Annotated in this window: 28 protein-coding genes and 1 riboswitch; of the genes, 16 read left to right on the top strand and 12 right to left on the bottom strand. The window is 65.5% G+C overall.

The features are described from left to right. The 3 genes from BLQ39_RS13845 to BLQ39_RS13855 form a co-directional block, all read left to right on the top strand. On the top strand, nucleotides 1-363 hold a 363-nt coding region (locus tag BLQ39_RS13845), incomplete at its 5' end, for a transposase (RefSeq protein ID WP_143006478.1). A 53-nt stretch (nucleotides 364-416) separates the two neighbouring features. Further along, nucleotides 417-887: a hypothetical protein gene (locus tag BLQ39_RS13850; protein WP_092324824.1), complete on the top strand. Its 471-nt coding sequence runs from the start codon at nucleotides 417-419 to the stop codon at nucleotides 885-887. Continuing rightward, entirely contained in the window at nucleotides 887-1,225 is a 339-nt protein-coding gene (locus BLQ39_RS13855) for a hypothetical protein (RefSeq protein ID WP_092324826.1), read from the top strand. Before BLQ39_RS13850 ends, BLQ39_RS13855 begins: the two co-directional genes overlap by 1 nt. Before the next feature lie 72 nt (nucleotides 1,226-1,297). On the opposite strand, the gene BLQ39_RS13860 is transcribed toward BLQ39_RS13855, so the two are convergent. Continuing rightward, on the bottom strand, nucleotides 1,298-1,822 hold the full coding sequence (locus tag BLQ39_RS13860; protein WP_143006479.1) for an META domain-containing protein: 525 nt from the start codon (nucleotides 1,820-1,822) through the stop codon (nucleotides 1,298-1,300). 651 nt (nucleotides 1,823-2,473) lie between these two features. Next, nucleotides 2,474-3,058: a recombinase family protein gene (locus tag BLQ39_RS13865; RefSeq protein ID WP_092324830.1), complete on the bottom strand. Its 585-nt coding sequence runs from the start codon at nucleotides 3,056-3,058 to the stop codon at nucleotides 2,474-2,476. A 108-nt stretch (nucleotides 3,059-3,166) separates the two neighbouring features. Between BLQ39_RS13865 and BLQ39_RS13870 the strand changes: the two genes are divergently transcribed. Further along, entirely contained in the window at nucleotides 3,167-3,742 is a 576-nt protein-coding gene (locus BLQ39_RS13870; protein ID WP_092324832.1) for a helix-turn-helix domain-containing protein, read from the top strand. Next, nucleotides 3,742-4,362, top strand: coding sequence for a DUF6036 family nucleotidyltransferase (locus BLQ39_RS13875; RefSeq protein ID WP_092324834.1), 621 nt, complete (start codon nucleotides 3,742-3,744; stop codon nucleotides 4,360-4,362). Before BLQ39_RS13870 ends, BLQ39_RS13875 begins: the two co-directional genes overlap by 1 nt. 127 nt (nucleotides 4,363-4,489) lie before the next feature. On the opposite strand, the gene BLQ39_RS13880 is transcribed toward BLQ39_RS13875, so the two are convergent. Beyond that, entirely contained in the window at nucleotides 4,490-5,686 is a 1,197-nt protein-coding gene (locus BLQ39_RS13880) for a Fic family protein (RefSeq protein WP_092324836.1), read from the bottom strand. 194 nt (nucleotides 5,687-5,880) lie between these two features. On the opposite strand from BLQ39_RS13880, the gene BLQ39_RS13885 reads away from it, so the two are divergent. The 5 genes from BLQ39_RS13885 (at nucleotide 5,881) to BLQ39_RS13905 (ending at nucleotide 11,049) form a co-directional block, all read left to right on the top strand. Further along, on the top strand, nucleotides 5,881-6,504 hold the full coding sequence (locus tag BLQ39_RS13885; RefSeq protein WP_092324913.1) for a LysE family transporter: 624 nt from the start codon (nucleotides 5,881-5,883) through the stop codon (nucleotides 6,502-6,504). Between the two features lie 140 nt (nucleotides 6,505-6,644). Further along, a complete protein-coding gene (locus BLQ39_RS13890) occupies nucleotides 6,645-8,075 on the top strand; it encodes a protein kinase domain-containing protein (RefSeq protein ID WP_092324838.1) in 1,431 nt (476 codons plus the stop codon). 250 nt (nucleotides 8,076-8,325) lie between these two features. Beyond that, entirely contained in the window at nucleotides 8,326-8,595 is a 270-nt protein-coding gene (locus BLQ39_RS13895) for a helix-turn-helix domain-containing protein (RefSeq protein WP_092324840.1), read from the top strand. Beyond that, nucleotides 8,588-9,610 (top strand): type II toxin-antitoxin system HipA family toxin, encoded by a 1,023-nt coding sequence (locus BLQ39_RS13900; protein ID WP_198417091.1) that lies wholly within the window; start codon nucleotides 8,588-8,590, stop codon nucleotides 9,608-9,610. Before BLQ39_RS13895 ends, BLQ39_RS13900 begins: the two co-directional genes overlap by 8 nt. A gap of 425 nt (nucleotides 9,611-10,035) precedes the next feature. After that, nucleotides 10,036-11,049, top strand: coding sequence for an NYN domain-containing protein (locus BLQ39_RS13905; RefSeq protein WP_092324842.1), 1,014 nt, complete (start codon nucleotides 10,036-10,038; stop codon nucleotides 11,047-11,049). Nucleotides 11,050-11,120: 71 nt separating this feature from the next. On the opposite strand, the gene BLQ39_RS13910 is transcribed toward BLQ39_RS13905, so the two are convergent. Then, nucleotides 11,121-12,458: a class I SAM-dependent methyltransferase gene (locus BLQ39_RS13910; protein WP_092324844.1), complete on the bottom strand. Its 1,338-nt coding sequence runs from the start codon at nucleotides 12,456-12,458 to the stop codon at nucleotides 11,121-11,123. Further along, the gene (locus BLQ39_RS13915) at nucleotides 12,455-13,831 is read right to left on the bottom strand and encodes an FAD-binding oxidoreductase (protein WP_092324846.1); all 1,377 of its coding nucleotides are present in this window, start codon (nucleotides 13,829-13,831) and stop codon (nucleotides 12,455-12,457) included. Before BLQ39_RS13915 ends, BLQ39_RS13910 begins: the two co-directional genes overlap by 4 nt. 116 nt (nucleotides 13,832-13,947) lie before the next feature. On the opposite strand from BLQ39_RS13915, the gene BLQ39_RS15675 reads away from it, so the two are divergent. After that, nucleotides 13,948-14,352 (top strand): hypothetical protein, encoded by a 405-nt coding sequence (locus BLQ39_RS15675; RefSeq protein WP_134575469.1) that lies wholly within the window; start codon nucleotides 13,948-13,950, stop codon nucleotides 14,350-14,352. Between the two features lie 623 nt (nucleotides 14,353-14,975). On the opposite strand, the gene BLQ39_RS13930 is transcribed toward BLQ39_RS15675, so the two are convergent. Next, the gene (locus BLQ39_RS13930) at nucleotides 14,976-15,299 is read right to left on the bottom strand and encodes a DMT family transporter (RefSeq protein WP_092324852.1); all 324 of its coding nucleotides are present in this window, start codon (nucleotides 15,297-15,299) and stop codon (nucleotides 14,976-14,978) included. Between the two features lie 12 nt (nucleotides 15,300-15,311). Further along, a riboswitch (guanidine-III (ykkC-III) riboswitch) is annotated at nucleotides 15,312-15,376 on the bottom strand. 132 nt (nucleotides 15,377-15,508) lie between these two features. On the opposite strand from BLQ39_RS13930, the gene BLQ39_RS13935 reads away from it, so the two are divergent. Both BLQ39_RS13935 and BLQ39_RS13940 read left to right on the top strand, forming a co-directional pair. Beyond that, nucleotides 15,509-16,141: an HNH endonuclease family protein gene (locus BLQ39_RS13935; RefSeq protein ID WP_092324854.1), complete on the top strand. Its 633-nt coding sequence runs from the start codon at nucleotides 15,509-15,511 to the stop codon at nucleotides 16,139-16,141. Nucleotides 16,142-16,232: 91 nt separating this feature from the next. After that, a complete protein-coding gene (locus BLQ39_RS13940; protein ID WP_092324856.1) occupies nucleotides 16,233-16,811 on the top strand; it encodes a dienelactone hydrolase family protein in 579 nt (192 codons plus the stop codon). Nucleotides 16,812-16,862: 51 nt separating this feature from the next. Here the strand turns inward: BLQ39_RS13940 and BLQ39_RS13945 are convergent, their stop codons facing one another. The 3 genes from BLQ39_RS13945 to BLQ39_RS13955 all read right to left on the bottom strand — a co-directional run bounded on the left by BLQ39_RS13945 (nucleotide 16,863) and on the right by BLQ39_RS13955 (nucleotide 18,992). Continuing rightward, the gene (locus tag BLQ39_RS13945; protein ID WP_092324858.1) at nucleotides 16,863-17,129 is read right to left on the bottom strand and encodes a hypothetical protein; all 267 of its coding nucleotides are present in this window, start codon (nucleotides 17,127-17,129) and stop codon (nucleotides 16,863-16,865) included. A 65-nt stretch (nucleotides 17,130-17,194) separates the two neighbouring features. After that, nucleotides 17,195-17,671 (bottom strand): GNAT family N-acetyltransferase, encoded by a 477-nt coding sequence (locus BLQ39_RS13950; protein WP_166784492.1) that lies wholly within the window; start codon nucleotides 17,669-17,671, stop codon nucleotides 17,195-17,197. 43 nt (nucleotides 17,672-17,714) lie between these two features. Beyond that, nucleotides 17,715-18,992 carry a ferredoxin reductase family protein gene (locus tag BLQ39_RS13955; RefSeq protein ID WP_167738541.1) on the bottom strand — a complete coding sequence of 426 codons (1,278 nt, stop codon included), beginning with the start codon at nucleotides 18,990-18,992 and terminating at the stop codon, nucleotides 17,715-17,717. A gap of 386 nt (nucleotides 18,993-19,378) precedes the next feature. Between BLQ39_RS13955 and BLQ39_RS13960 the strand changes: the two genes are divergently transcribed. Then, nucleotides 19,379-20,347 carry a trypsin-like serine peptidase gene (locus BLQ39_RS13960; protein ID WP_092324862.1) on the top strand — a complete coding sequence of 323 codons (969 nt, stop codon included), beginning with the start codon at nucleotides 19,379-19,381 and terminating at the stop codon, nucleotides 20,345-20,347. A 34-nt stretch (nucleotides 20,348-20,381) separates the two neighbouring features. Further along, on the top strand, nucleotides 20,382-20,552 hold the full coding sequence (locus BLQ39_RS15905; protein ID WP_166784494.1) for a hypothetical protein: 171 nt from the start codon (nucleotides 20,382-20,384) through the stop codon (nucleotides 20,550-20,552). A 23-nt stretch (nucleotides 20,553-20,575) separates the two neighbouring features. Here the strand turns inward: BLQ39_RS15905 and BLQ39_RS13965 are convergent, their stop codons facing one another. Beyond that, the gene (locus tag BLQ39_RS13965; protein WP_092324864.1) at nucleotides 20,576-21,115 is read right to left on the bottom strand and encodes a 2'-5' RNA ligase family protein; all 540 of its coding nucleotides are present in this window, start codon (nucleotides 21,113-21,115) and stop codon (nucleotides 20,576-20,578) included. A 152-nt stretch (nucleotides 21,116-21,267) separates the two neighbouring features. Between BLQ39_RS13965 and BLQ39_RS13970 the strand changes: the two genes are divergently transcribed. Continuing rightward, a complete protein-coding gene (locus BLQ39_RS13970; RefSeq protein ID WP_092324866.1) occupies nucleotides 21,268-22,860 on the top strand; it encodes an ABC-F family ATP-binding cassette domain-containing protein in 1,593 nt (530 codons plus the stop codon). A gap of 89 nt (nucleotides 22,861-22,949) precedes the next feature. Here BLQ39_RS13970 and BLQ39_RS13975 read toward each other — a convergent pair whose 3' ends face one another. Both BLQ39_RS13975 and BLQ39_RS13980 read right to left on the bottom strand, forming a co-directional pair. After that, nucleotides 22,950-23,600: a hypothetical protein gene (locus tag BLQ39_RS13975; RefSeq protein WP_092324868.1), complete on the bottom strand. Its 651-nt coding sequence runs from the start codon at nucleotides 23,598-23,600 to the stop codon at nucleotides 22,950-22,952. Between the two features lie 132 nt (nucleotides 23,601-23,732). Further along, on the bottom strand, nucleotides 23,733-24,005 hold the full coding sequence (locus BLQ39_RS13980; protein WP_092324870.1) for a hypothetical protein: 273 nt from the start codon (nucleotides 24,003-24,005) through the stop codon (nucleotides 23,733-23,735). Nucleotides 24,006-24,035: the final 30 nt, after the last annotated feature.

A 24,035-nucleotide genomic window follows, 5' to 3' on the forward strand; every position in this document is an offset into this window, starting at 1 on the left:
CTCCGCGTGGCCCGAACCGGGCCCGGCCGGGCACGGACCCGCCCCGACCGACTGCTGGGCGACAAGGCGTATTCGTCCAAGGCGAACCGGGAATTTCTGCGCACCCGCGGCATCCAAACCGTGATCCCGGAGCGCTCCGACCAGGTCGCGAACCGGAAACGCCGCGGCCGAAACGGCGGTCGGACCATCGGCCTGGACAAGGAGGCATACAAGCGCCGCAACGTCGTCGAACGCTCATTCAACACGTTCAAGCAGTGGCGCGGCCTCGCCACTCGCTACGACAAACTCGCCCTCACCTACCGCGGAGGAGTCGTCCTCCGCGCCATCACCATCTGGTTACACGAATTAGGAGACACGCCCTAGTCGACCGACCAGCCGGCGTTGAATTCAGAACACATTCGGAATAGACTCTGTTCATGGCGCTAATAACACTCACCCCTGCAGAACGACGCGTCGTGCAGTCGTCGGAATTGTCCCGCAATTCTGCTGCAGTCTTCGCTGCCGCTGAGGAAGCACCCGTCGAAGTCACTCGGCGCGATGGCGAAACGTTGGTTCTCACCACGAAGCGTGAAGCGGCCGCCCATGAACGGATCCTCGAGGTCGCCGCACAGCTGATCGCCGTGTCGCTGGATGACATCGGCACGCTGGAGGATCGCCTCGCACGACCGTTTCCCTGGATCAAGCTGCTCAGCGTTCAGGATCAGAGAACCTGCGCACAGGACATCATCGACACGGCTCGCGGCGCATTCGTTGTCAATCAGCCTGGGCGGATACTCACTGAGATCAAGGCGTGGCAGAACACCGCGGAGGCTGTTGCTGCTGGCTGGGGACAGGATGAACCGGATTGGCTTCGTGAACCTGTGGCGGTCAAGAAGCCCCGCGTTTAATGTCGCCGAAGAAGGGGCTCGTCGCACGCCCCCTGAAGTCATCAGAATTCGCTATCGAGCATGTGACGCGTCAAGCCGCAACTGGATGGCGCGACATCGTCGCCACCCAAAAGAGCTCAGCCGCTGATGCCTGGGACCGGCTCACGAAGGCCCCGAACCAGTCGGACCCCAAATGCCACCAGCTGAAGGGCCAACTCGCAACTATTGTTCGTGACGGCGTCGAACACGATCAATGGCAGTACGAACTCTCCGGGGGCGCACGCATTTGGTTTTACGTCGAGGGCAGAACAGTGAAGATTGTCAACGTGTTCACGAGGCACCCGAACCAAACGAAGTAGGCGTGAGCAATCGCTGGCGGCCTCGGCCTCGAGCTGTGTGCGATCTCTCCCGCAGAGGGTTCCCGTAGAGGGTCAGTCGCGCTCGAGCCTGCCGAGCTCAGATCCGCCCGCATCGAGTAGTCGCAGCGCCCCGTTGTCTATGACGGCCAATCTGGCTTGGGCCACCCACGACGGGACCGGGGCGCCCTCACACCCGATCAGTGTCGATGCTCCGGACGTCGCCAGGAGTGTACCCTCGCCGTCGGCGGCCCATCGGCCCTGGCCTCCGTTGCATCCGTCCGATCCCGTCCACGTGCCGGCCGGCTTGAAGATCACATGCGGATCGGTTTTGGCGCTGTTCGCAACCGGGACCCATCGTCCCGACAAGTTCTCGGGCGTGGCAGGGGTGACTCCTGCCGGCAGGGGCGCTGGTTGCCGCAGCTCCTTCCGCATCGTTTCCGTTATCACCGGTGGCTCGGTGTAGAACTTGGCTGCGGTCGGGATCGGATCGGGGCCGCCGTCCAAGGTCAGCGTCGCGACCACCGCGCCGTTCGCATCATTGAGTTCCCAGCCGTCACCGGCCGCACGATACCCGGTGACGGATTCGAGCCAGGCCACTCGAGGCATGGTCTCTCCCGTGACACACTCGCCGCTGGCACCGTACGTGGACGCCAGAAACAGCCTTTCAGTCGCCCGCCACGAGCCTTCGATCATGCCGCAGTCTCGCCACAATTGGAACTCCGGGACGTCTAGGCGCAGCCAGGTGTCCGTTTCCTCGCCTTCCGCGCCCGAGACCCGCCACAAGTTGACCAATCCAATCGCGGTAGATTTCGCCCCCGTACCGGGACCGGCCACGAGTGGAGAATTCGGGTTCCGATTGCCCTCGCCACTCGGGCTCTGCGCACACGCCGTTAGGACGAGGGCCAACACTGCCACCAGCCCCGCCACGCCGCGCCCGAGCCGCCGTCTCACGGAATCCCTACCGGGGCTAGTCATCCCACACCAGCCACACGACGAAGCCTGCGGAGAACACGGCAACGAGATTGGCAACAATCCCCGCGACAGTTGGGAGCCGGCTCATGCCGCTCATCGTAGGCGGTGATTAGTGCGACACACAACCATGAAACCAGAGCGACTGATGAGAGCACTGCGGGAATCAGCTTTGCGTCCACTGACACGGGGAGGCTCGAAGGCCCAGCCGCGGATTCTGCGTCAGTGAACGTTCGCGTTGCAGGACAGTCCGCCCTGCAACGTGAAACTTCCTGCGTGCTAGGTATTGGGCCGGTGTTGGCGCTGGATGGTGCGATAGATGGTGGACCGGGCGACATTGAAGAGCTCAGCAAGCTCGGCCGTTGTGTGAGTTCCGGCGTTGTAGACCTCCATCAAGTGTCTCTGCTGCGCCGGGGAGAGCTTCGGTGGCTTCCCGCGCAAGCGACCCTTCGCTTTCGCCACCTGCATGCCCTCTCGCGTTCGAGCACGGATCAGATCCGACTCGAATTCTGCGACCATGGCCAGAACATTGAAGAGCAGCCGGCCGACTGGATCATTCGGGTCATGCACTGAGCCGCCGATGCTGAGCTTCACTTCCTTGGCGGTCAGCTCATCGACGATGTCTTTTGCATCCCGCAGCGACCTGGCCAGGCGATCGAGTTTGGCCACCACGAGTGTGTCCCCGCTCCTGCAGGCAGCGAGGGCTTCGCGCAGCCCCGGCCTCGCGCGGTTGGTTCCCGTCAAGCCATGGTCGGTGTAGATCAGGTTGGGTCTAACGCCGAGTCGTTCGAGGGCGTTTTGTTGGGCGGTGAGGTCTTGCTCATTCGTGGATACGCGAGCGTACCCGATCAGTAATTCATTCATGACGGCACAATTCACCTCGACTGACAGGCCCGTCAACCAGAATTCTCCAGCCCTCCACCGGAGTGGGACTGGTATACTTTTACTACTTAGTAAAAAGGGGTGACTGATATGACAGCAAGTGTTCTTGCTCGTTCCGCCCGGGCTGCGAGCGGTCTCACTCAAAGTGAGCTCGCGATTCGCTCGGGGATCGCCGGCTCGTCGCTCTCCCTCATCGAACACGGCAAACGCGAGCCAACCGTCTCCACACTCGAGGCGCTGTTGCGAGCCACCCGTCACACGGTGGTCACCGTCCCGACCGTGCGCAGCGACGCCGCCCGGATCGCCTCCGAGATCGGCGAAGCAATCACGAGATCAGATGACGCCTGGGCGTTCCGACGCTTCCTTCAACTCGCCGACAACCTCGCGGCAGAACGCGGTGCCACCCGGGTCGGCCTCGCGTTGACCGAGCCGGCTCCCACCGGGTCCGAGCGGTGGGACGCCGCTATCGCCGCGCTCTGCGAATACCGGCTCAAGGCAGACGCCCTGCCCGTCCCGGACTGGGTCACCACGCAAACCGGGCACCCCGACAACCCGTGGGCCCCGCGCACAAGCGACTATGACATCCCGGCAGACCCGACGCGAGTACCCGCCGAGTTCCTCCGCCGCGGCATCCTGATTGAAGCCGAAACCCTGGAAAGCGTCTAATGCCAGGCGATCAACTCGACCGCGACGACCTCGTCCGCGGCATCAACGTGGTCATCGCGAAACTCCGCGCGGCCGGCCAACCCGCGGGCATCCGGATCGTCGGAGGTGCTGCACTCGCTCTTCGCTACTTCGACCGCCGCACAACCGCCGACATCGACGCGCATCTGCAGCCCGAACAACCCATCCTGAAGGCCGCCGTTGAAGTCGCCAACGAGCACGGGTGGCCGCAGGACTGGCTCAGCAGCAACGCCACGATGTTTCTACCGGCGTACGGGGCGGACCCTGAATGGGAGGTCCTCTACGCGAACGAGGACATCACGGTGGAAGTGGCCTCGCCCCGTGCGTTACTCGCCATGAAACTCAACGCATCGCGCCCGGGGCGAGACGTTCAGGACATCGCCAACCTGCTCGCGATCTGCGAGATTCGTGATCTCAATGCGGCCGAGGAAGTGCTGAATGACTTCTACCCGGGAGACGGCCTCCCCGACAAAGCCCTGCGTCTCCTGGAACCCATCTTCAAGCAGGGGCTCCCCGCGGTCCCGGCATCGCCGCCCCCTCCCCTCCTGGGTCCGCCCACCTCACATCAGGCGCCGCAGCAAGAGGCCCGCCCAGACGAATGAGACGGTTCTCCGCCGTGCCGCATCCCGGCAAGGTGCACCCTCCGGCGCAAACGGAAAAGTGGCGCGGTGCGGAAGTCGATGATGCACGTGGAATCCAGCCTGCGAACATCGCCCGTGAGACGTTCGGCTATCGGCGCCTCTTCGCTCGGGCGGCGAACTCGTCAAGGACCCGAACGACGTCCTTCGCTAGCCAAATTCGGTTTCGTCGTCCGTCTGTGATCTGGGTCAGAATGTTGGCGTCAACGAGGCGGTCGATAGCGACCTGAGCGTTGACGGTCGAGATACCAAGCTGAGCTGAGGCTGCCGCTGCGCCGATCACCGGTTGGCGAAGGAGAATATCTACGAGCCGGTGTGCTGCTGAGTCTTGTCTCGCGCGGATGCGCCCGCGCCATTCGACCTGGACGGTTTCCAGATCGTCCACGAGGATGCGACCGTTGTGCACCGCCGCGAACGATGCGTCCGCTATGCAGCGGACTATCGGGGCGACATCCCCGGACCGGTACGCGCTCAGGGCATCGAAATATCGACCGGTGTCGTGGAGCAGCCCCGCTGAGACCGGAACAGCTACGTTTCGCGTGAGCTGCCCCCCGCGCAGCATCGCCTGGATGAGTGAGCGACCGACTCTTCCGTTGCCGTCGGGGAACGGGTGGATCGTTTCGAATTGGGCGTGAGCGATCGCGGTCTGAGCGAGCACGGGAAGGTCGACGCGATTGGCGAAGGCGACGAGGTCGCCCATGAGCGCGGGGACCCGATCCTGATGGGGCGGGACGAACTGTGCGGTGTGCGGCCCGAGGCTCCCGCCTCCGATCCAGACCTGCTGGTCACGCCAGTGACCGACGATGTCGGGATTGCTGTGCTCAAGGAGTGCGCGATGCATTTCCAGGATGGCGTGGCCGTCGATGGACTCGGACAGGGCAAGAGCCGCTTGCATAGCTCGGACATTGCCGACGATGAGCTGCGCATTCTTCGAGGCGTGCTCACCGAGCTCCGCCAGGGCGATCTGCCGTGCGCCGCTCGTGAGGTTCTCAATCTCTGAGCTGGAAGCGCTCTCGGTGCGCAGGAGAATGGATGCGAATGGTGCCGCGATTTGCCCAACTTCGGCATCGAAGCGGGCAAGCTCGCTGGCGGCCTCTTCGGTCAGCGCATGCAACTCACTGTCGAGCGAGATTGTCTGATTTGCGATCAGTGGGGGCACCGACGCCAAGTACGGGCCTGCTGCAAGATGCTTCTGCGTTCGTGAGCCATACTCGTCCTGGACGCTGTGCCAGGGTCGTTCTTCATAGCCAAGGGACGGCCAGGGTGACTTCTCCTCAGACGTGGACATGAATCAATCATACCAATGCTTAGTTACTTATCCATTGTTATGCCCCTCAATATTCTGACTTATTCCAAACGCCGGCTCCGAATGCTTGCGAAACGCACTTTCCGAAGCCAGAAAGAACTCGGCGACGAGAGATGGTCTCCGCATGCCCGCTGACCGTTCCGCAAAGGGATGCTGAGGACACCTATGCTGGGCCGGTGCAGTTCTCTCTCTGGCTGGCCCTGCTCGGCGCCGGCACCCTGATCAGTTTCACGCCCGGCGCGGGGGCGATCAACACCATGAGCAACGCCCTCAACTCGGGCTTCCGCCGCTCGATCTGGGGAATCCTCGGCCAGCAGGCCGCGCTGCTCGCCCACATCGTGATCGTGGCGCTCGGTGTTGGTGTGCTCGTCGCCGGCTCTCCGCTCGCCTTCAACGTGATTCGCTTCGTGGGTGCCGCGTACCTCGTGTACCTCGGCATCCGCCAGTTTCTCGCCAAACCGGCGCTCGATGCCGAGCGCGAGCCAGCGCTGCGCAACGATCCGGCCTGGTCGATGTTCCGGCGCGGGCTGTGGGTGAACATGTTGAACCCCAAGGCGATTGTGTTCTTTCTGGCGTTCCTCCCCCAGTTCATCCGTCTCGATCGACCGCTGCTGCCGCAGTATTTCATCGTCGCCGCCACCGTCATCGTGGTCGACATCCTGGTGATGTGGTTCTTCTTTGCGGTGACGGCACGTTCGCTTCAGAGATTCACCGGCGACGCTCGCGGTCAGCGAGTTGTGAACCGAGTATTCGGCGTTCTGTTCGTGGCGGTCGGCGTGCTGCTCGCAGTCATCCACTGATCGCGCTCACGGCGCCGGAGCCTCTCGACAGGCAGGCAGTAATTTCGGTGTCGGGCGTGACACTTTCGCCTCGAGTTACGTCCTATAAGTGGATACGCCTGACCGTCTGTGGTGGAGGCGCCACGAAATAAGGGTTCACTATGGACGTCATCACACTGGCCGGGCGCTCTCCGGAGGTCTCCGAAGCCGGCGCACCGCGCCTGCGCGGACGCTACCGGTTGCAGGAACTGATCGGCCGAGGCGGCGCGGGGTCTGTCTACCGCGCCCGGGACGAAACACTGGGTCGCGACGTCGCGGTGAAGGTCTTCGAGGCGTCCGCGACAAGCGAGAAGGACATTCGTCGTCAGGAAGACGAGGTGAACCTCCTGGCGAGCCTGAGCCACCACAGCCTCGTCACCCTGCTTGATGCGGGCGTCGACCGCACGGATGCGGACCGGCCGCGTGTCTACTTCGTCATGGAGCTCGTCACGGGCGCCGATCTCAAGGTGCAGCTCGAGGGGGGCTCCCTGACCGCTCGTCAGATAGCGCACATCGGCTTCGACCTGGCCGAAGGCCTGCAATACATTCACCATCGGGGTGTTGTGCATCGAGACGTCAAGCCGGCCAACATCCTGCTTGTCGACTACAGCCAGAGCGGAGCACGGTACCGCGCGAAGCTGACCGATTTTGGCATTGCCCTGGTCGGCGCCATCGAGCGCCGCGACACGGACACCGTGACGACGGGCACGGCCGCCTACCTCAGCCCCGAACAGGCGCGGGGACAGACGCTGGGGTCGGCCAGCGACATCTACTCGCTGGGGCTCGTTCTCCTCGAGTGCTTCACCCGCACCGTCGCGTTTCCCGGCGACCCGATCCCGTCGGCACTGGCCCGGCTCCGAAACGATCCGCCCATTCCGCCGGGCATCGCCCCGGAATGGAGGGCGCTGCTGGCGGCCATGACGGCTCGCAACCCGGAGGACCGTCCCTCCATCCATGATCTGGTCGCGGCGCTTCGCCAGATGGTTGCTGCCGAGACCGGCCGGCACAGGGATGTGGTGGCCTTTCCCGAGCCGTCGACCGAGGAGGCCCGGATGCTCGCGGTCGCGCGCTATCGGCTGCCGGAGGCACCGGTGGACGGGGCCTTCGACCGCATCACGGCGATTGCCGCCCGCGTGTTCTCCGTTCCGGTCGCGCTCGTCACGATCGTCGATCACGATCGGATCTGGTTCGAGTCCCACCACGGTCTCGAGATCGACCACATTGACAGGCACCCCGGGCTCTGCGCCTCGGCGATCATGGATGACGTGCCCTGGGTCGTCGAGGATGCCCGGTTCGACCCCCGAACACTGGCCAACCCCCTCGTCGCCGACGATTTCGGCCTGCAGTTCTACGCCGGGGTGCCCTTGCGCACGCGGGACGGACACAACCTCGGCACGCTCTGCGTACTCGACTTCGAACCGCGCCTGGCGACGGAACAGGAACTCGCCACCCTCGGTGACCTCGCCGCGCTTGTCATGAGCGAAATGGAACTGCGCCTGGAGAGCCGGCGCTCCGTGGCGGCGCTGGAGGGTGCTACTCCGATACCGAGCTGACCGGGCGAACCACCCGGTGCAGGAGAACCGTACATCGACACGCTTGACGTGCCAACGTGGAGGATCCTGAGGGGCCACAGGACCTTGGGCTACGAAGGCGCCGGTGTGCAGCGCGATGCACCGTCCCACAGGTATTCGGCCTCCAGCCAGGAGGCTCATTGCTTGACGGCAATAAGACCATCGAAATGGTGGACGGTGATATGACCGTCAGGTGCTGTGAAGGCAATAAGACCGTCAGGAGGAAACTGTCATGACAGCACGCGGAGAAGTGAGAAGCGCCGAGGCTCTTGGTCGGATGCTGCAGCAAGGCCGCCTTGTCAGCGGACTGACGCAGCGCGACCTCACCGAAAGACTCGAGACCAACCAGAAATACATCTGGGCTTTGGAGTCCGGCAAGAACACGATCATCCTCGAGCGCATATTCGCGATCATGCGGGAGACCGGCGTCCGGATGTACATGGAGATCGACGACCCGCTGGATGAGCCCCTCCATGACATCGCGGAAGAACCCAATGGCTGACTTGCGCGTGGAACTCTACGGCGAGCTGGTCGGGCACTTGGTCGGCGCCGACCGTCGCACTTTTGATTTCATCGCGACCAAGCATGCCATCGAGACATTTGGGCTCGGAAGCACGATTCTCTCCGAGTCGGTTCCATTCGACCTCATCGCCAACCGCAGCAGGGCCGCGCGCCGCCGCAACTTCTTCGCCGAGCTCCTTCCTGAGGGCACCGCTCTCGACAATCTCGCCGCCGAGATCAGAGTCTCCACCGATGACGTCATCCCGCTGCTGGCCCAGTTCGGCCGAGACGTCGCTGGTGCCGTTCAGATCTATGACCCGGAGGCGCCGGGCGAGCCACGCAAGCCTGACCTGGCCCCGGTCGACGCGGCCGAGGTCGGCCGAATGCTGGCTAACACTCAGGCCGCTCCTCTCGGAAACCGGCCGAAGTCCGGTCGCACCTCCCCGGCCGGTGTGCAAGACAAGATCGTTCTCGCGCACAAGGAGAATCAGTGGTTCCAGGTTCTCGAGGGCTATCCGTCCACCCACATCATCAAGCCGCCGTCCGTCCGCTACCCAACCATCACGTTTGACGAGGAGTACGGCTTCCGTGCGGCCAAAGCCGCCGGCCTCACCACGTTTGACGCGTGGATCGAAGACTTCGGCGGAGTTCGCGGCCTCGTGATCGATCGCTGCGACAGGTCACCGGACGCGCCACAGGGACGCATCCACCAGGAAGACATGAACCAAGCCCTGGGCGCATCGAAGAACGAGAAATACCAGGAGTTCGGCGGGAAAGTGTCACTCAAGCGAGTAGCCGATGTCCTGGGGCGCAACGGCGACCGGACCTCCCTCGACCAGCTCCTCAGACTGCTTACCGTCTCGCAGGCTGTGGGCAATCTCGACATGCACGGCAAGAACATCAGCATGCTCCACCTGCACGACGGCAGCACGAAAATTACCCCGGCATACGATGTCGTGCCGCAAGCTCACCTCGACAGCGACGGAAAAATGGCGTTGGCCATCAACCGGAAGTAGGTGCACGCCTCAATCACCATCGACGACCTCATCGCGGAAGGCCAGTCATGGAGAGTGCGTTCACCTCGCGCGATCATCACCTTAGCGCTCGAGGCAGTGGACATGTTCGTCCGTTCGGAGAGCCCCGTCGAGAATGCCTACGCCGGGCTTCGGGACAACATTGCCATGTTCACCAGAAACCTGCTTGATGGACGCCCAACCGGTGGCGTCCACCAGGTTTCCGATTCGGCGCACAGCGCCAGGAGCCGTGAGCGTTGACGGTCGAAATCCCAGGCTGAGCTGCAGCTGCGGCTGCGGCTGCGGGGTTCCTGCCCGCAATCCGGCTGCGCGACCGCGTACCCGAGTTGCCCTCGCCACGTCGCTCGCGTCAGACTGGAGGTACCGGATCGCTACAGAGTCTTCCGCCTGCGGCTGAGGAGCTCACCATGACTGAACCGAACGATGCACGCGTCGGCCTCTATATCGACTTCGACAACATCGTCATCTCGCGCTATCAGCAGCTGCACGGGCGCAATGCCTTCCAGCGCGACGGCATCCGCGACTTCGATAAGTCGAGCCGGGATGCCGACCCCGAGGTCGCCGCGAAGCTCGCCGCCGCGACGGTCGACTTCAACGCCATCATCGACTTTGCCGCGTCATTCGGCACCTTGGTCGTCAACCGCGCCTACGCCGACTGGTCAGTGCCCGTCAATGCGAGTTACCAGCGCCAGCTGATGTCTCGCGCGGTGGACCTGACCCAGCTGTTCACCACGACCACCAGGGGAACCAAGAACGGCGCCGACATCCGTCTGGCCGTCGACGTGGTCGAAGACCTCTTCCAACTGCCCGACCTCACCCACGTGATCATTATCGCCGGCGACTCCGACTACATCGCCCTCGCCCAGAAGTCGAAGCGACTGGGTCGCTACGTCGTCGGCATCGGCGTCGCGGGCTCGACGAGCACATCGCTCGCGGCCGCGTGCGACGAGTTCGAGGACTACGACTCGCTGCCCGGAGTCGACAAGTCGGCCGCTACCGCCGCTGCCGCCAGCGCGGAGAGGCCCAAGACGAGCAAGAAGGCCGCGGAACCTGCCGAGACTGCACCCGACACGGCCCCAGAGGCCCGCAAGCTCACGACGATTCCGATGTTCTCGCACACCGACGACGCGCAGTTCGACGAGCCGGAGGCCGAGGACGACATCGACCCCCAGACACTGGCAACGGAGCTCCTCGTGCGCGCGCTGCAGATCGGTCACGCCAAGGGCGACGGCGACGAGTGGCTCAACACGGGCACGATCAAGAACCAGATGCGCCGGATGGACCCCTCCTTCAACGAGAAGCCGCTCGGCTTCCGTTCCTTCAGCGATTTTCTCTCCTCGCGCAGCGACCTGGCCGAGTTGAAAGAGGACGGCCCGCAGCGGCTCATCCGGCTGCGCCCCGAGGCAGACAGCAGACGCTAAGCCACGATCCACCGGTCGGTTTGGTTCAGGCGGTCGTCAGCGTTTGATCTCAGGCCTCCAGCGGTGGACAACTAGGGCGTCCACCACGGACGCAGCGGCAGGTCGTCGACGCCGCCACCGCCATCGGGGTTGACCGCCAGCACCTGGTGCAGCTGGATCCCACCGGTCTCGAAAGCGAGCCGTGACCCGGCCATGTACAGGCCCCACACCTTCGCGGTGGGCAACCCCACTTCGGCGACCGCCTCATCCCAGTGCTCGACGAGGTTGGCGCACCAGTCGCGCAGTGTCATCGCGTAGTGATGGCGCAGATTCTCGTCGTGCACCACCTCCAGGCCGACATCCTGTGCTGCGCTGATGATGCGGCCTGAGCCGGTGAGCTCCCCGTCGGGGAAGACATAGCGGTCGATGAAGCCGCGGGTGGAGGGTTCGGATCGGTTGTCCGGCCGGGTGATGCAGTGGTTGAGCAGCAGCCCGCCGGGGCGCAGCCGCGATTGCAGGAAGGCGAAGTACGACGAATAGTTGCGCACTCCGATGTGCTCGAGCAGCCCGATCGACGACACGGCGTCGAAGCCGGCCTCTGCGATGTCACGGTAGTCGCCATAGCGGACCTCGGCCAGATCGGCCAGGCCCTCCTCGGCGATTGCCCGCTGTGCCCACGCGGTCTGCTGTTCCGACAGGGTCACGCCGGTGGCCGTGACGCCGCGGCGGGCGGCGTAGCGCACCATGCCGCCCCAGCCGCACCCGACGTCGAGCAGCCGGTCGCCCGGCTTCAGCCGCAGCTTTTCGAACACCAGCCGGTACTTGTTCTCCTGCGCTTCGTCCAGCGATGCGTCGGGACGCGGGTAGCACGCGCAGGTGTAGGTCATCGACGGCCCGAGCACCCACTCATAGAAGGTATTCGATACGTCGTAGTGGTGGTGGATCGCTTCGGCGTCCCGGGTCTTGCTGTGCCGGAGCCCCTCGGCGACGCGGCGCCAGCGCGGCGGCGCCTCCTGCGGCGGCGGCGCGATCGGGCGCAGGTGCTCCACGCCGATGGAGCGGATGATGTTGGCCGTCACCCGCGGTGGTGGCAGCTTGAAGACCAACTCACCGGCGAGCGCCTTGAGGAGCTCGTAGGGGTCGCCGGGGTGCACCCCGGTGACCTCGAGGTCACCGGCGATGTAGGCGCGGGCAAGGCCCAGATCGCCGCGGCCGGTGGCCAGATAGGTCGTGCCTCGCGGCGTCTTCAGCTCCAGCCCGAGCGGTGCGTCGGTCGGACCGGCCGAACTCCCGTCGTAGGCGGTGAATCTCAGCGGGAGCCGCCCGCCGGCGAGGATCTCCAGGATCTGGGCGAGGGTGAGCTTGCCCGCCGCCTCCGGCTTCTCCGCCGTTTCCGCATCCTCCGGCAAACGTTCCTTGAACGTGGTCATCGTCGTTGCACCGCCTTCGCGTAGAGATCGAGCAGACGTGAATCGGGGTCGTAGCGCTTCTTCACGGTGCGATAGGTTTCTCCGCCATAGAGTTCGCCGAATTCCTCCGGGGAGTAATAGGAGTCGGAATACAGCGACTTGTGCCCGTGGAACTCGCTGACCTTACGTTCGATCAGACGGTTCGTCTCCCCTTCGATCGACCCCACCGGAACCGTCGACCAGAAGCCGACGTTGACGTAGGTCTGCCGAGGCCGCATCGGGTAGAGCGGCCAGCCGTCGCCGCGCAACCGAAGCGGGCACAGCCAGATCGGCTCGATCGACACGTTGGCAAGGAACCAGTCCAGGAACTCCGCACATCGCTCGATCGGCACTTCGACGTCCTGCACGACGCGTTCGCGTGGCGGACGGCCGCCCAGCCGCTCGATGCGATCGCCGATGTGGAATCGCTGTTCGTAGCGCATCAGCTTCGAGTAGAAGCTGCTGCGCCGAAGCGTTCGCGGCCAGAGCCGGCGGATCCGCGGACGCTGCGCGCCGAACGCCTCCGAGCACCAGAACCAGTCCGTGTCCCACCGCCACAGGTAGTCGTGAATCGTGAGCCGATCGTGCTTGATGCCGTCATCGTGCTGGATGGAGCGGTAGTAGATCTGCTGGCCGGTGTAGTCGCTCACCGGGCCGGATGCCGCTGTCTGCGTGCCCACGCACAGGTAGCTCTCGTCGGCGCTGAACACCACGCCGTCGAGGTAGTCCACGCGGTCGCCGTCCACGGCACCGGTCGCGATGATGCGGTCGATCGCCGCGACCAGGTCGGTGAGCGAGTGGAACCGCAGATGCCGGAGCGCGACGAAAGGTTCGACCGGCTCAAGTTCGATGCGCAATCGCACCGCGTAGCCGAGTGTGCCGTACGAGTTGGGGAAGGCGCGGTAGAGGTCTACGTGCTCGATCGGCGAGGCGGTGACCACCTCTCCCGTGCCGGTGAGGATGTCCATCTCCAGTACCGACTCGTGCGGCAGCCCGTTGCGGAAGGACGTCGACTCGATGCCGAGGCCGGTGACCGCGCCGCCCAGGGTAATCGTCTTCAGTTGCGGCACCACCAGCGGCGCCAGCCCGTGGGGCAGCGTCGCGGCGACGAGATCCTCGTAGGTGCACATGCCGCCCACGTCGGCCGTCCGCGCTTCCGGGTCGACCGCGATGACGCCCGTCAATCCCGATGTCTCGAGGCCCCTGGCGTTCGGCTTCGCGCGTGACCGGAACAGGTTCGAGGTGGGCTTGGCGAGCCGAACGGAGGCCGTCGGCGGCACCGCCCGATAGCTCTCGAGGAGGCGCTCCACGCCGGCGGCGTGAGCGGTGCGTGCGTCGATCACGGGAGGGGACACGCCCCCACGCTAGTCCTCGGCCACTGCGACCGCACCGGCTGGCTGCGATTCATCCTCTCTGCGTGAAGGACCCGAGCGCGGCCTGGCGGAACACGCGGGAGAGTAGAGTCCGCCCCATGCATACACACTGGTCGAGACTGGCAGTGCTTGGATCGGCTGTGGCTTTGGTGACGGCGCTCAGTGCGTGTTCATCCGCCCCTCTCCGACTCGTCACATCTGATACATCGGCGCTGAGCGGCATGGAAGCGCTTCTCCGGGGCACGTTGGCAGTTGACGGGGACGGCTGTGTTCAGGCGAAGACGGCCGGAGATCCGGTGACTCTCGTGTGGCCCCGGGGGTACACCGTCAGAGGCGATTCGAGGTCCTTCGAAGTCCTGGACGGCAGCAAAAACGTTGTGGCGAGTTCGGGATCATCCCTTGCCATCGGCGGGGGCGGTGCTGACACGTTCAGCGATAAGTGGACCGAACGCGACTGTGCCAAGGGCAAACTGTGGCTGGTCGGAGGCGTCGAAACGAACTGACAAGCGGCTCGTGTCGGAAGGTTTGGGCTCGAGGGCTCCCAACGCCGCGTCAGGTGCGGGCCGGTAGGTTCGTTGCACAATGGTGACTGCGCCCGTGCGGAGCCCCGCTCGTGGATTGTCTAACCAGAACCGTTCTGTGCTCAGCACGGGTCGATTAGCTTCGTGAAAGTCATGCGAAACCTTCTTTCTTCGTTTTCCCGGCCGCCCGTTGGCGCCACCGATCCCGGAGGCACCCGCGTTCAGAACACTCGCCGGCGCCGCGGCCGTCGCCGGTTTGCCGCAGCGGGGAGCCTCATTGCCGTCGGAATAGTTGTCGGCACCGGTCTTGTGTTGCGGCCCGCGACGATCGCCCAAAACGAGCGCCCCGCGACCCCGCCCTCGGAAAGTATCGACCCCCAGGCGGCAGGCCTAGCGGACCACGGCGGTGCAGCGCAGGCCCGTGCCGCGCAGAGGGCCGCGGACGCTACCGCCGCCGCCGACATCCTGATGGCAGCCGAAGCCGAAGCCATCCTGGCGGAGACCACAGCTCCCGCCCACCCGTCGGCGCCGGCTAAGTCCCAACGGGACGCAATCCATCGCAAGTGATTTTTCCCGTGTGCCATGCACGGTCTCGACGACACGGCTCAGTGGCCGCCGTCCACGAATTTGAGACCGACGATGCACCCCACGAGCCCGAGGATGAGCAAGACCTTCGCAAGCGAGGCCGGCTCCGCACCGAAGACCATCGCGTACAGCACGGTGAGCGCCGCCCCGATTCCGACCCAGACGGCATATGCCGTGCCGGTGGGAATTTCCCGCATGGCCAGGGCAAGGCCGCCCATGCTGAGCAGGAGCGCCCCCACGAATACAACCGATGGCCACAACTTGGTGAGGCCGTCAGACCGGCCCAGCGCCGTGGCCCAGACGGCTTCCAGAACGCCGGACACAATGAGAACGATCCAAGACATGACAAGCACTCCTGTGGCCAGTCTTGTCGCGTGCCGGGTACTGATCCCTCGTCCGGAGCCACATTTTGCGGCTTGGGATGAGGTTATCGCGGTCGAAGGTCGTCTTGTGTTCACGCGAAGAGACCTGTGGCGCCCCTCCCCCTCCGAGAGGATCGAGACAATCCGCTGAATCGACACGTTCCGGTTCGCGGTCGAACCGAGGAGTCCCGATGACACGCCCATCCCCCACCCTGCTCCTGATCGGCGCACTTGTCGTTGCAGCCACTCAGGTGACGGCCACCCAGGCCTACGCCTCCCCGCCGGACCCGCCTGCGCCCAGCACGATCAGCAGCGAGCTTGCCGCGATCCCGACCCAGGTCGAGACGGGTTCGGCCGGGTACTCCCGGGACCTCTTCCCGCACTGGTCTACGCAGTCCGGCAGCTGCAACACACGAGAGATCGTGCTCCAGCGCGATGGCGAAAACGTCGTGACCAGCTCGACCTGCGCTGCGACCTCGGGCAGCTGGTACTCGGTCTACGACGGCGCCTGGAACTACGCTTCGTCGGATGTAGACATCGACCACGTCGTCGCACTCTCCGAGGCCTGGGGGTCCGGAGCGTCGACCTGGACCACGAGCAAGCGTCAACAGTTCGCCAACAGCCTGAGCGACGGTCAGCTGATCGCGGTCACCGACAATGTCAACGCCTCGAAATCCGACCGGGACGCGGCGGAGTGGCAGCCGCCGCTCACCTCGTACCGCTGCACGTACGCCAAGCACGTCGTGCACGTGAAATACGGATGGGGCCTGTCAATGGACTCCGCTGAAAAGACTGCGATCAACTCAATGCTGGCAACCTGCTGACCGGGTCGCTCCGAACCCGGGCGGCGCCCCGCCCCGCTTATGCCACAATCACTCCGACGGCGCCCCGTGCGCCGAGAAGCGAGGAGAGCACATGGCTGAGGTGTTGTTGTTCCATCACGCGCACGGGCTGACCTCCGGGGTCCTGGACTTCGCTGAAGAGCTCAGGCGCGCCGGTCACGTCATTCACGTGCCCGACCTCTACGAGGGGCAGGTCTTCGACGACCTTGACGAGGGCGTGGCCTACGCCCAGGGGGTGGGGTTCGGATCGATCATGGAGCGTGGACGGGCTGCCAGCGACGGGATGCCCAGCGAGCTGGTCTACGCCGGGTTCTCCATCGGGGTGTTGTCGGCGCAGATGCTGGCCCAGACCCGACCCGGAGTCAGGGGCGCGCTGCTGTTCCATGCGTGCATCCCGACCGCTGAGTTCGGCGGGGCCTGGCCCCAGGGAGTGCCGGTCCAGATCCACGGCATGGATGCCGACGAGTACTTCGTCGACGAAGGCGACATTGACGCGGCCCTCGCGCTCGTGCAGGCAACGCCGGATGCCGAGTTGTTCCTGTACCCCGGCGACCAGCATCTGTTCGCCGACCGCAGCCTGCCGTCCTACGACGAGCCGGCCGCCACGTTGCTCACAGAACGGGTGCTGGGCTTCCTCCGCAACGCCGGCTAATGCGGGCTGCCCTGTGGCCGCGCCCTCCGCGCACGGCTTTGTTCGGGAGTTCTAGCTGGTCATTCCGGCCTGGACCGGAACGAACTGGATGTTCTTCGAGGGGTGGACGGTCTTCGCCGGGGCCCGCGAGAATCCCTTCGCGTCAAGGTGGTTCGATGCCCGGAACACGGCCAGGGCGTCGTCAAAGATCGCGTTGAGCCGGTGCCCGGAAAACTCCCCCGTCGACCCGTCGGTGAAGGTGATGGAAATGAGCGAGTTGGCCGGAAAGTGCCGGTTCATCCGGATGAAGCCGTCGGCGTCCTGCGTGAGATTGATCATGTGATTCCTACCTTCGTGAACTGTAATTCTCCCGCAATCCGGATGGCCCCGCGGAACGCGAGAGCTCAGGCGGCCTTTTTCAGCGCGTCGCCATCGAGCCGGAACGTGGTCCACCCGTCGAGCGGCACGGCGCCGAGCGACCGGTAGAAGCCGATCGCGGGATCGTTCCAGTCGAGGACATCCCACTCGAGGCGCGCGTAGCCGCGCTCGACGCAGATCGCGGCGAGCCGCGTCAGCAGCGCCGTCCCGTACCCGCTGCCCCGATAGGCCGGTCGCACGTAGAGGTCCTCCAGGTGAATGCCGTGCACGCCTTCCCAGGTCGAGAACGTGAGGTACCAGAGGGCCACCCCGGCCAGGGTTCCTTTCTCCGTGCCGTCGACGACGAGCGCGAAGACCGCGGGGCTCTCGCCGAACAGCGCTGACCGCAGACCGTCCTCAGTTGCCACCACCGCGTCGGGCTCTTTCTCGTAGACGGCGAGCTCCACGATGAGGCGGAGAATCTCGCGGATATCTGACGGTTCGGCGGCGCGCAGCAGGCTCATCCCCTCAGCGTACTTTCTCGGAAGCCCTCCCCCGGCACCGGCATCAGCGCAGGTTGAAGTACTCGCGGTGCACGTTCGCCGTTCGGGCGCCGGACCGCGTCAGGCCCCTCTGGAAGGCGTTCACCATCGCCTCGGGCCCGCAGATGAACGCCGACAGGTCGCGGGGCGGGCAGCCGGCCGTGGCGAGAACGTCCTCCACCGTCAGCCTGGGCCCGGTGCTGGTGTCGATCAGGTGCAGGTGGATGGCGTCATGCCGCGCCGCGAGCTCGCGAATCTCAGCGCCGTAGGGAGCGGGTCCGCGGGAGCTGAAGTAGAGGTCCACGCGCGTGGGTAAGGTCTCGGATGTCGCATCCCGCAGCCAGCTGAGGATCGGCGCCACACCGATGCCGCCGGCGATCCACGCCTGGTGTTCGGTGCCCCGGCGATAGTCGAAGTGACCGTGCGGGCTGTTGATCACGGCCGGCATGCCCGGTGCGACCAGGTCGACGATGTTGGAGGTGAAGTCGCCCAGCGCCCCTACAGCGACGCGCACGTTGGCATCCGCCGGCGCGCTGGCGATGCTGAACGGATGCCGGTGCCACCCATCCTTCGCCTCGAGGTACAGGATCGCGAACTGGCCCGCCCGGTATTCGAAGCGCCGTCCCAGCGGCTTCAGCGAGATCTCGACCAGGTTCGCGTCGATCGGCTGCACGGATTCCACCTGGTAGTCGTAGGTGCGGGCGAAGCGGCGGGCGAGCAACTCCCGGTAGACGTAGAAGACCAGGCCCGTGCCGCCGATGACGAGGTAGGTCCACCGCAGCACCGCCGAGTCGAACATGCTCGCGTCCAGCAGCCCGTGCAGGAACCCGACGGCCACGAACACGCCCGTGAAGCGATGGAAGAAGCGCCAGACGGCGTAGCTCCGGAAGGGGATACCGGCCAGGCGCACCACTCGCGAGCCGGTGACCCTGGGGACGAGTCCCCGAAACCGTTGCGGAACGAAGGACAGCCAGCGCGGCGCGATCGCCCACACGGTGAGCGCCAACAGGCCGAACAACCCAATCTGGCCGAGCGTCGGGCCGACCGTGGTTTCCCGCACGTCCCCGGTCACCAGGGCGTGCACGGAGATCGCCAGCATGCCCGCGATGTTGACCCGGCGATGCCACAACGCGGCATGGTCGATCCCGTTGAACCACCGCTCCACCCAGCGCAGCGTGCTGATCAGCACCAGGCCGATGGAGAGCAGGAGCACCCCCTCTGCGCCGAGCCACTCCCCGACGAGCTGCTCGAAACCCTCACCGGATGGCCGCGCCACGACCCACAAGACGGCCAGGGCGCTCACGAGCGCGGCGATGGTGAGCGGGCCGATCAGCTTGGCGTCGAGGCGGGACCCCGGTAGTGCGGCCGGTGTGGCCGAAGCTCGGCACTCAGTACCACGAAGGCCTCCATGTTCTTGAGTGACTGCGTGGAGGCAATGTGCTCGGCAGGCTTGCTGGACGTGCTGTCCGCTTACGATACCGCGGCTGGAGGCAGGCTCCGCAGGATGCCGAAAACAAGCGCGCGTGAATACCAGTAATCGATGCCCAAAGCCGATCTGTTTCGGTTCCCACAACATATTCGTCGGGAACCACAAAAGCGGGTAGACAGCCCTGTCCACGCGCCAAGCTCAGCCCCAGACCGTCGGCGATTCCGGCCCGGCGGGTTCCATCGATAACTGGAGTGACGAAAATGAAGAGAACCACATTCAGGTCCCGTGCCTTTGCAGTATTGGCGGTCGGGGCCATGCTCGCCACGGGCGGGCTCGCGACGGCCGGCGGGGCCAGCGCGGCCCCCGCGGCGGAATCGTCAGACGTCGAACGCTGGGTCGTTCCGCAGACCCAGCAGGGCGGCGACTACTGGACCGCGGCGCGCATGAAGGCCGCAAAGCCTGGCGACACCCTGGTCGCCGACAACGTCGCCTCCGCCGCATCGACATCCTCGGCCCCGGTGGCCGTGGGGCCCGCGAAGTCGGTCCAGAAGCAGTCGCCCACGCTCAAGGCCAAGCCGGTCCCGGCACTGGCGCCGGTCAGCCACATCGGGAAGGTGTTCTTCACCCTCGGCGGCGCCAACTACGTCTGCTCCGGCAATGCGATTTCCTCGACCAACAAGAACACCGTCGTCACCGCGGGGCACTGCCTCAATGAGGGCCCTGGCGCATTCGCGTCACGCTTCACCTTCGTCCCCGCCTACAACAACGGGGCAGCGCCCTACGGCCAGTGGGAGGCGACGGAGCTGTACGCCCCCACCCAGTGGGCGTCCGGCGGCGACATCAACTACGACACCGGCTTCGCGATCGTCGCCTCACCCACCGGCACGAGCCTGAGCGACACGGTCGGCGCATCCGGTGCTTCGTTCAACAACAGCCGCGGCCTCACCTACTCGGCGTACGGCTACCCGGCGGCAGCACCATTCAACGGAGCGACCCTGCAGTCCTGCTACGGCACCGCAACCAACGACCCCTACGGCCAGACGCAGTCGCAGGGCATCCCCTGCAACATGACCGGCGGATCGTCGGGCGGCCCGTGGTTCATCGGCAGCGGCACATCCGGCTACCAGAACTCGGTTAACAGCTTCGGCTACAGCGGCGTCAAGAACACGATGTTCGGGCCGTACTGGGGATCCGTCATCCAGAGCACGTATGTCGCCGCAGCGGCCTAAGCCGGATCGGGAACACTCCCCCGACACACCAGGAGTGGCCCACGAACACGTGACGCCTGACCCGGCGAACGCCGCCGACTGGGACGAGGAACGGATGCGCGGGGCCAGGCCACGCGAGATCGTGCTCAACCCGGATGGTACGCGTCACGTCGACGATCCGGCGGACGAATCGGATCCGCCGGAGGGAGAACCGGAAGGACAGTAGAAACCACGAGCACGGGGAACGGCTCACACCGGCGGGTGTGAGCCGTTCTGCGTTGGATCGCCATCTCGAACGTGCGTCATTTTCGGGGTGGGCAGGCAGATCGTGGCGAGCACGGTTCGCCCACTCGGCCCCGTGCGGGGCGCCATGTCGACCAGGGCGATCTGCGAGAGGGAGAGCTCGTCCCCCTCATGCACACGGGCATCGCCCTTGACGGTGACGTGGGCCCGGAAGTCTGGGCCGGTGAAGGCCGGCTCGTCCGGGGTCGCGGCGAACGGCCGAACGGCATCGACCAGGCTGCGGCGCAGGCGCGCGAGGGCCTCATCGCCCGCGACGAGGGTCACCGGGACATCCTTTCGTCGCCCGAACAGCTCGTCGCCACCCGCCACGGCAGTGAGGGCATGCTGGCCGGATACCGCCGAGGCGATGGCCGCGGCGATGTCGGCGGGCGCGGCATCCGTGAGGAAGGGGGCCAGCACGGTGATGTGCAGCGGCCAGTCTGCCACCGCGAAGCTGTCCCCGGCCCGGAGTGGTTGCAGCGGAAGCACAACGACGAGGCGGGACATGCGCCGATTCTAGGGCGCGGCGACTGCCTGTCTGGTGCCTGCCCAGTGCCGCCGCAGCCGATTGTCAACGGACTTTGTAGACTCAGGGCTGGGGAACCGCAGGGTGGAACCGTAGGGTGGAACCGTAGGAACCACCCCTTGAGAGGACAGTAGTGAGCCTGATCCGGCTGCAAGACGTCAGTGTTCGTTTCGAAACCGCGCAGGTTCTGCGAGAGGCGTTCTTCCGCCTCGAACCAGGCGACAGGGTGGGCCTGATCGGGAAGAACGGATCGGGGAAGACCTCGATCCTCAAGCTGATCCTCGGCCAGGTGACACCGGATACCGGCACCGTCGCCCTGGAGCCGGGCATCAGGGTCGGCTATTTCTCGCAGTTCTCCGAGCTGGACGGCCAGGCGACCATCAGCGAGGTCCTCGACGGCCTGTTCGTGGAGATCAAGGCCGTCGAAGCCGAATTGGCGTCGATTGACGCTGCCATCGCCAGGACCCCCTCTGACGCGGAACTCGACCGGCTCATCCACCGCCAGGCCGAGCTTTTCGAGCAGATGGACCGTCTCGATGGCTGGGACTACAAGCGACGGATCGACACCGCGCTCACCACGCTCGGGTTCAACGAAGCCCACCGCGTCTGCGCGATCGACGAGCTCTCCGGCGGCTGGCGCAACCGCGCCGCACTGGCGAAGATCCTGCTCGAGGGCCCGGATGTGCTGCTGCTGGACGAGCCCACCAACTACCTGGACGTGGCCGGAGTCGAATGGCTCGAAGCCTGGTTCCGCACCTTCCGCGGCGCGGCGATCATCGTCTCGCACGACCGGCGGTTCCTGGACGCCGTCGTCACCCGGATCATCGAGGTCGAGAACTTCCACCTGCACGAGTACCCCGGCAACTTCGGCGAATACGTCGTGCAGAAGCAGTTCCGGCTCAAGACGCTCGAGCAGCAGTTCGTGCACGAATCAGAGCTGCTGGCGTTCGAGGCAGAGGGGATCTCCGACCGCCGCGAGGCCGCGAAGGCGGCCAGCAAGAACCTCGGCAGCCAGCTCGCGAAGATCAAGAAGGCACGCGCGCCTCGGCCCGTCGACCAGATCATCACCGAGATCTACGGCCGGCTGCACGTCAAGGATTCCCTGTGCCGGGTCGAAGGCCTCAGCAAGGCCTACGGCGACAAGGAGCTGTTCACCGACCTGACCTTCGAGATCCGGCGCGGCAACCGGATTGTCGTGCTCGGCTCCAACGGAAGCGGCAAGACCACCCTGCTCCGGGTGCTGACCGGGGAGGAGCCGGCCGACTTCGGCGAGGTCACCTGGGCCCACGGCACAGTCGTGGTCTCGTACAACCAGGTGCTCGCGGAGCTCGACGACGACGACACTGTCAGCCATGCCGTCAACGCGATGCCGGGCAGCCTCGCCTTCACCGCGACCCGCAAATCGGTGAACCGGTTCCTCGCGATGTTCCAGTTCTCCGAGGCCGACCTCAAACAGAAGATCGGAAACCTGTCGGGCGGGCAGCGAGCGCGCGTGGCGATGGCGCAGTGCCTGCTGTCCGGCGCCTCTGTTCTGCTGCTGGACGAACCCACCAACCACCTGGACATGTCCAGCACCCAGGTGATGGAACGGGCGCTGCTGCACTTCCCCGGGGCGGTCGTGGTGGTCAGCCACGACCGGTTCTTCACCGACAAGATCGCCAACCGGCGCCTCGTGTTCGGCACCGATGTCGCCAGGCCCGGCGAGGTCGACGTGCGCGCGGCCTGAGTTCCCGTGCGTTGAAGCCACCGTCCCTGGGAAGGCCCGTCTCGCATCGCGTGCCGGCACGGCCGAGGGGTTCCTCCTGCGGTCAGGCTCTACCGACGGGAAGGAGCGGCCCGCACGACATCCGGGTGGTCATCGGGCAGGGCATGACGCTGGCCGTCCCGCAGGAGCTGAAGGTTCTTCGCCTCCCAGTCGCGCAGGGCCTGGCGCACCGGCTCAACCGCCTGCCACTCGGCACAACGGGCCAGCGAGGTGCCGCAGACACAGGTGTGCGGGTCGCGCTCGCCTTCCCGGTGCAGGCGGTCCACCCGCCAGATCGCGGCCATCAACCGGTCGTTGCGACGCTGCTCCAGCGCGGCTCGCTTGTCCGCGCGCTTCACGACCTCGTTCTCCAGGAGGCTTCGCACCTGCGCGGTCGGCGCCCGATCAAACTCGCCGGCGACCACGTTCGTGAGCTCGTCGACCCGGGTGGTGAGCCCGGCGAGCGCCGCGTCCCGCTCGGCGAGGGTCGCGGTCAGCTTTTCAACGGTGTTTCGGTTCGATTCGCGTTCGTCGACCAGGATCTCCACCCACATCCTGAGGTGGTCCCTGTCGCGCTTTTCCGCCCGGTCGGCCCCGAGGTGCCGCACGCAGAACGAGCAGACGACCTGATCGGTGGCCGAGGTGAACTTGAACGGCTGCAGCGCCTGGCAGCACCAGCACTGCGTGAGCAGGTCGACGTGAAGGGGATTGTCGTGGGTCAAGGGGCATCCCTTTCCGGCGCGTTGGGTTGCATCAAAGCCTAGCCGGGCGGGCCGGACGTCAGTCTGCGGGCGCAGCCCAAGGGTACGAATGACCGTGCGCCTGTCCAGGACCGATCTCGCGAGGCAGGGGCATCACATCTCCAAATCGATGTCGGACTTCCGGTCGAGCAGTCGCACCACGATCACAACGGCGAAAGCGAGTACGAACGGAGCGAGAAATCCGACCACCACCATGTTGTCGCCCATCGCCAGCAGATTGGCACACGCGCTGTCGCCCGCAACGTTCGCTGCCTGGATCTGGGCGCTGTCGGTGACGCTGCCGGCCAGGAAGTATCGAGAGGAGCATGCCCCCTGCCAGGCAGACGATCCGGCTGCGATGCCCGCACCAACGAGCGGCGTCAGCACCCATCCGGCGAGCGCCTTGCCACCCGCAGA

The sequence above is a fragment of the Cryobacterium psychrotolerans genome (assembly GCF_900101115.1).
GTDB lineage: Bacteria > Actinomycetota > Actinomycetes > Actinomycetales > Microbacteriaceae > Cryobacterium > Cryobacterium psychrotolerans.

Excerpts from the sequence above, each read along its gene's own strand:
- BLQ39_RS13935 (WP_092324854.1), top strand. The coding sequence starts at position 15,509 with ATGACACGCCCATCCCCCACCCTGCTCCTGATCGGCGCACTTGTCGTT.
- BLQ39_RS13875 (WP_092324834.1), top strand. The coding sequence starts at position 3,742 with ATGCCAGGCGATCAACTCGACCGCGACGACCTCGTCCGCGGCATCAAC.
- BLQ39_RS13965 (WP_092324864.1), bottom strand. The coding sequence starts at position 21,115 with ATGTCCCGCCTCGTCGTTGTGCTTCCGCTGCAACCACTCCGGGCCGGG.
- BLQ39_RS13905 (WP_092324842.1), top strand. The coding sequence starts at position 10,036 with ATGACTGAACCGAACGATGCACGCGTCGGCCTCTATATCGACTTCGAC.
- BLQ39_RS13930 (WP_092324852.1), bottom strand. The coding sequence starts at position 15,299 with ATGTCTTGGATCGTTCTCATTGTGTCCGGCGTTCTGGAAGCCGTCTGG.
- BLQ39_RS13945 (WP_092324858.1), bottom strand. The coding sequence starts at position 17,129 with ATGATCAATCTCACGCAGGACGCCGACGGCTTCATCCGGATGAACCGG.
- BLQ39_RS13960 (WP_092324862.1), top strand. The coding sequence starts at position 19,379 with ATGAAGAGAACCACATTCAGGTCCCGTGCCTTTGCAGTATTGGCGGTC.
- BLQ39_RS13855 (WP_092324826.1), top strand. The coding sequence starts at position 887 with ATGTCGCCGAAGAAGGGGCTCGTCGCACGCCCCCTGAAGTCATCAGAA.
- BLQ39_RS13900 (WP_198417091.1), top strand. The coding sequence starts at position 8,588 with ATGGCTGACTTGCGCGTGGAACTCTACGGCGAGCTGGTCGGGCACTTG.
- BLQ39_RS13865 (WP_092324830.1), bottom strand. The coding sequence starts at position 3,058 with ATGAATGAATTACTGATCGGGTACGCTCGCGTATCCACGAATGAGCAA.
- BLQ39_RS15675 (WP_134575469.1), top strand. The coding sequence starts at position 13,948 with ATGCATACACACTGGTCGAGACTGGCAGTGCTTGGATCGGCTGTGGCT.
- BLQ39_RS13910 (WP_092324844.1), bottom strand. The coding sequence starts at position 12,458 with ATGACCACGTTCAAGGAACGTTTGCCGGAGGATGCGGAAACGGCGGAG.
- BLQ39_RS13950 (WP_166784492.1), bottom strand. The coding sequence starts at position 17,671 with ATGAGCCTGCTGCGCGCCGCCGAACCGTCAGATATCCGCGAGATTCTC.
- BLQ39_RS13890 (WP_092324838.1), top strand. The coding sequence starts at position 6,645 with ATGGACGTCATCACACTGGCCGGGCGCTCTCCGGAGGTCTCCGAAGCC.
- BLQ39_RS13880 (WP_092324836.1), bottom strand. The coding sequence starts at position 5,686 with ATGTCCACGTCTGAGGAGAAGTCACCCTGGCCGTCCCTTGGCTATGAA.
- BLQ39_RS13870 (WP_092324832.1), top strand. The coding sequence starts at position 3,167 with ATGACAGCAAGTGTTCTTGCTCGTTCCGCCCGGGCTGCGAGCGGTCTC.
- BLQ39_RS13940 (WP_092324856.1), top strand. The coding sequence starts at position 16,233 with ATGGCTGAGGTGTTGTTGTTCCATCACGCGCACGGGCTGACCTCCGGG.
- BLQ39_RS13895 (WP_092324840.1), top strand. The coding sequence starts at position 8,326 with ATGACAGCACGCGGAGAAGTGAGAAGCGCCGAGGCTCTTGGTCGGATG.
- BLQ39_RS13850 (WP_092324824.1), top strand. The coding sequence starts at position 417 with ATGGCGCTAATAACACTCACCCCTGCAGAACGACGCGTCGTGCAGTCG.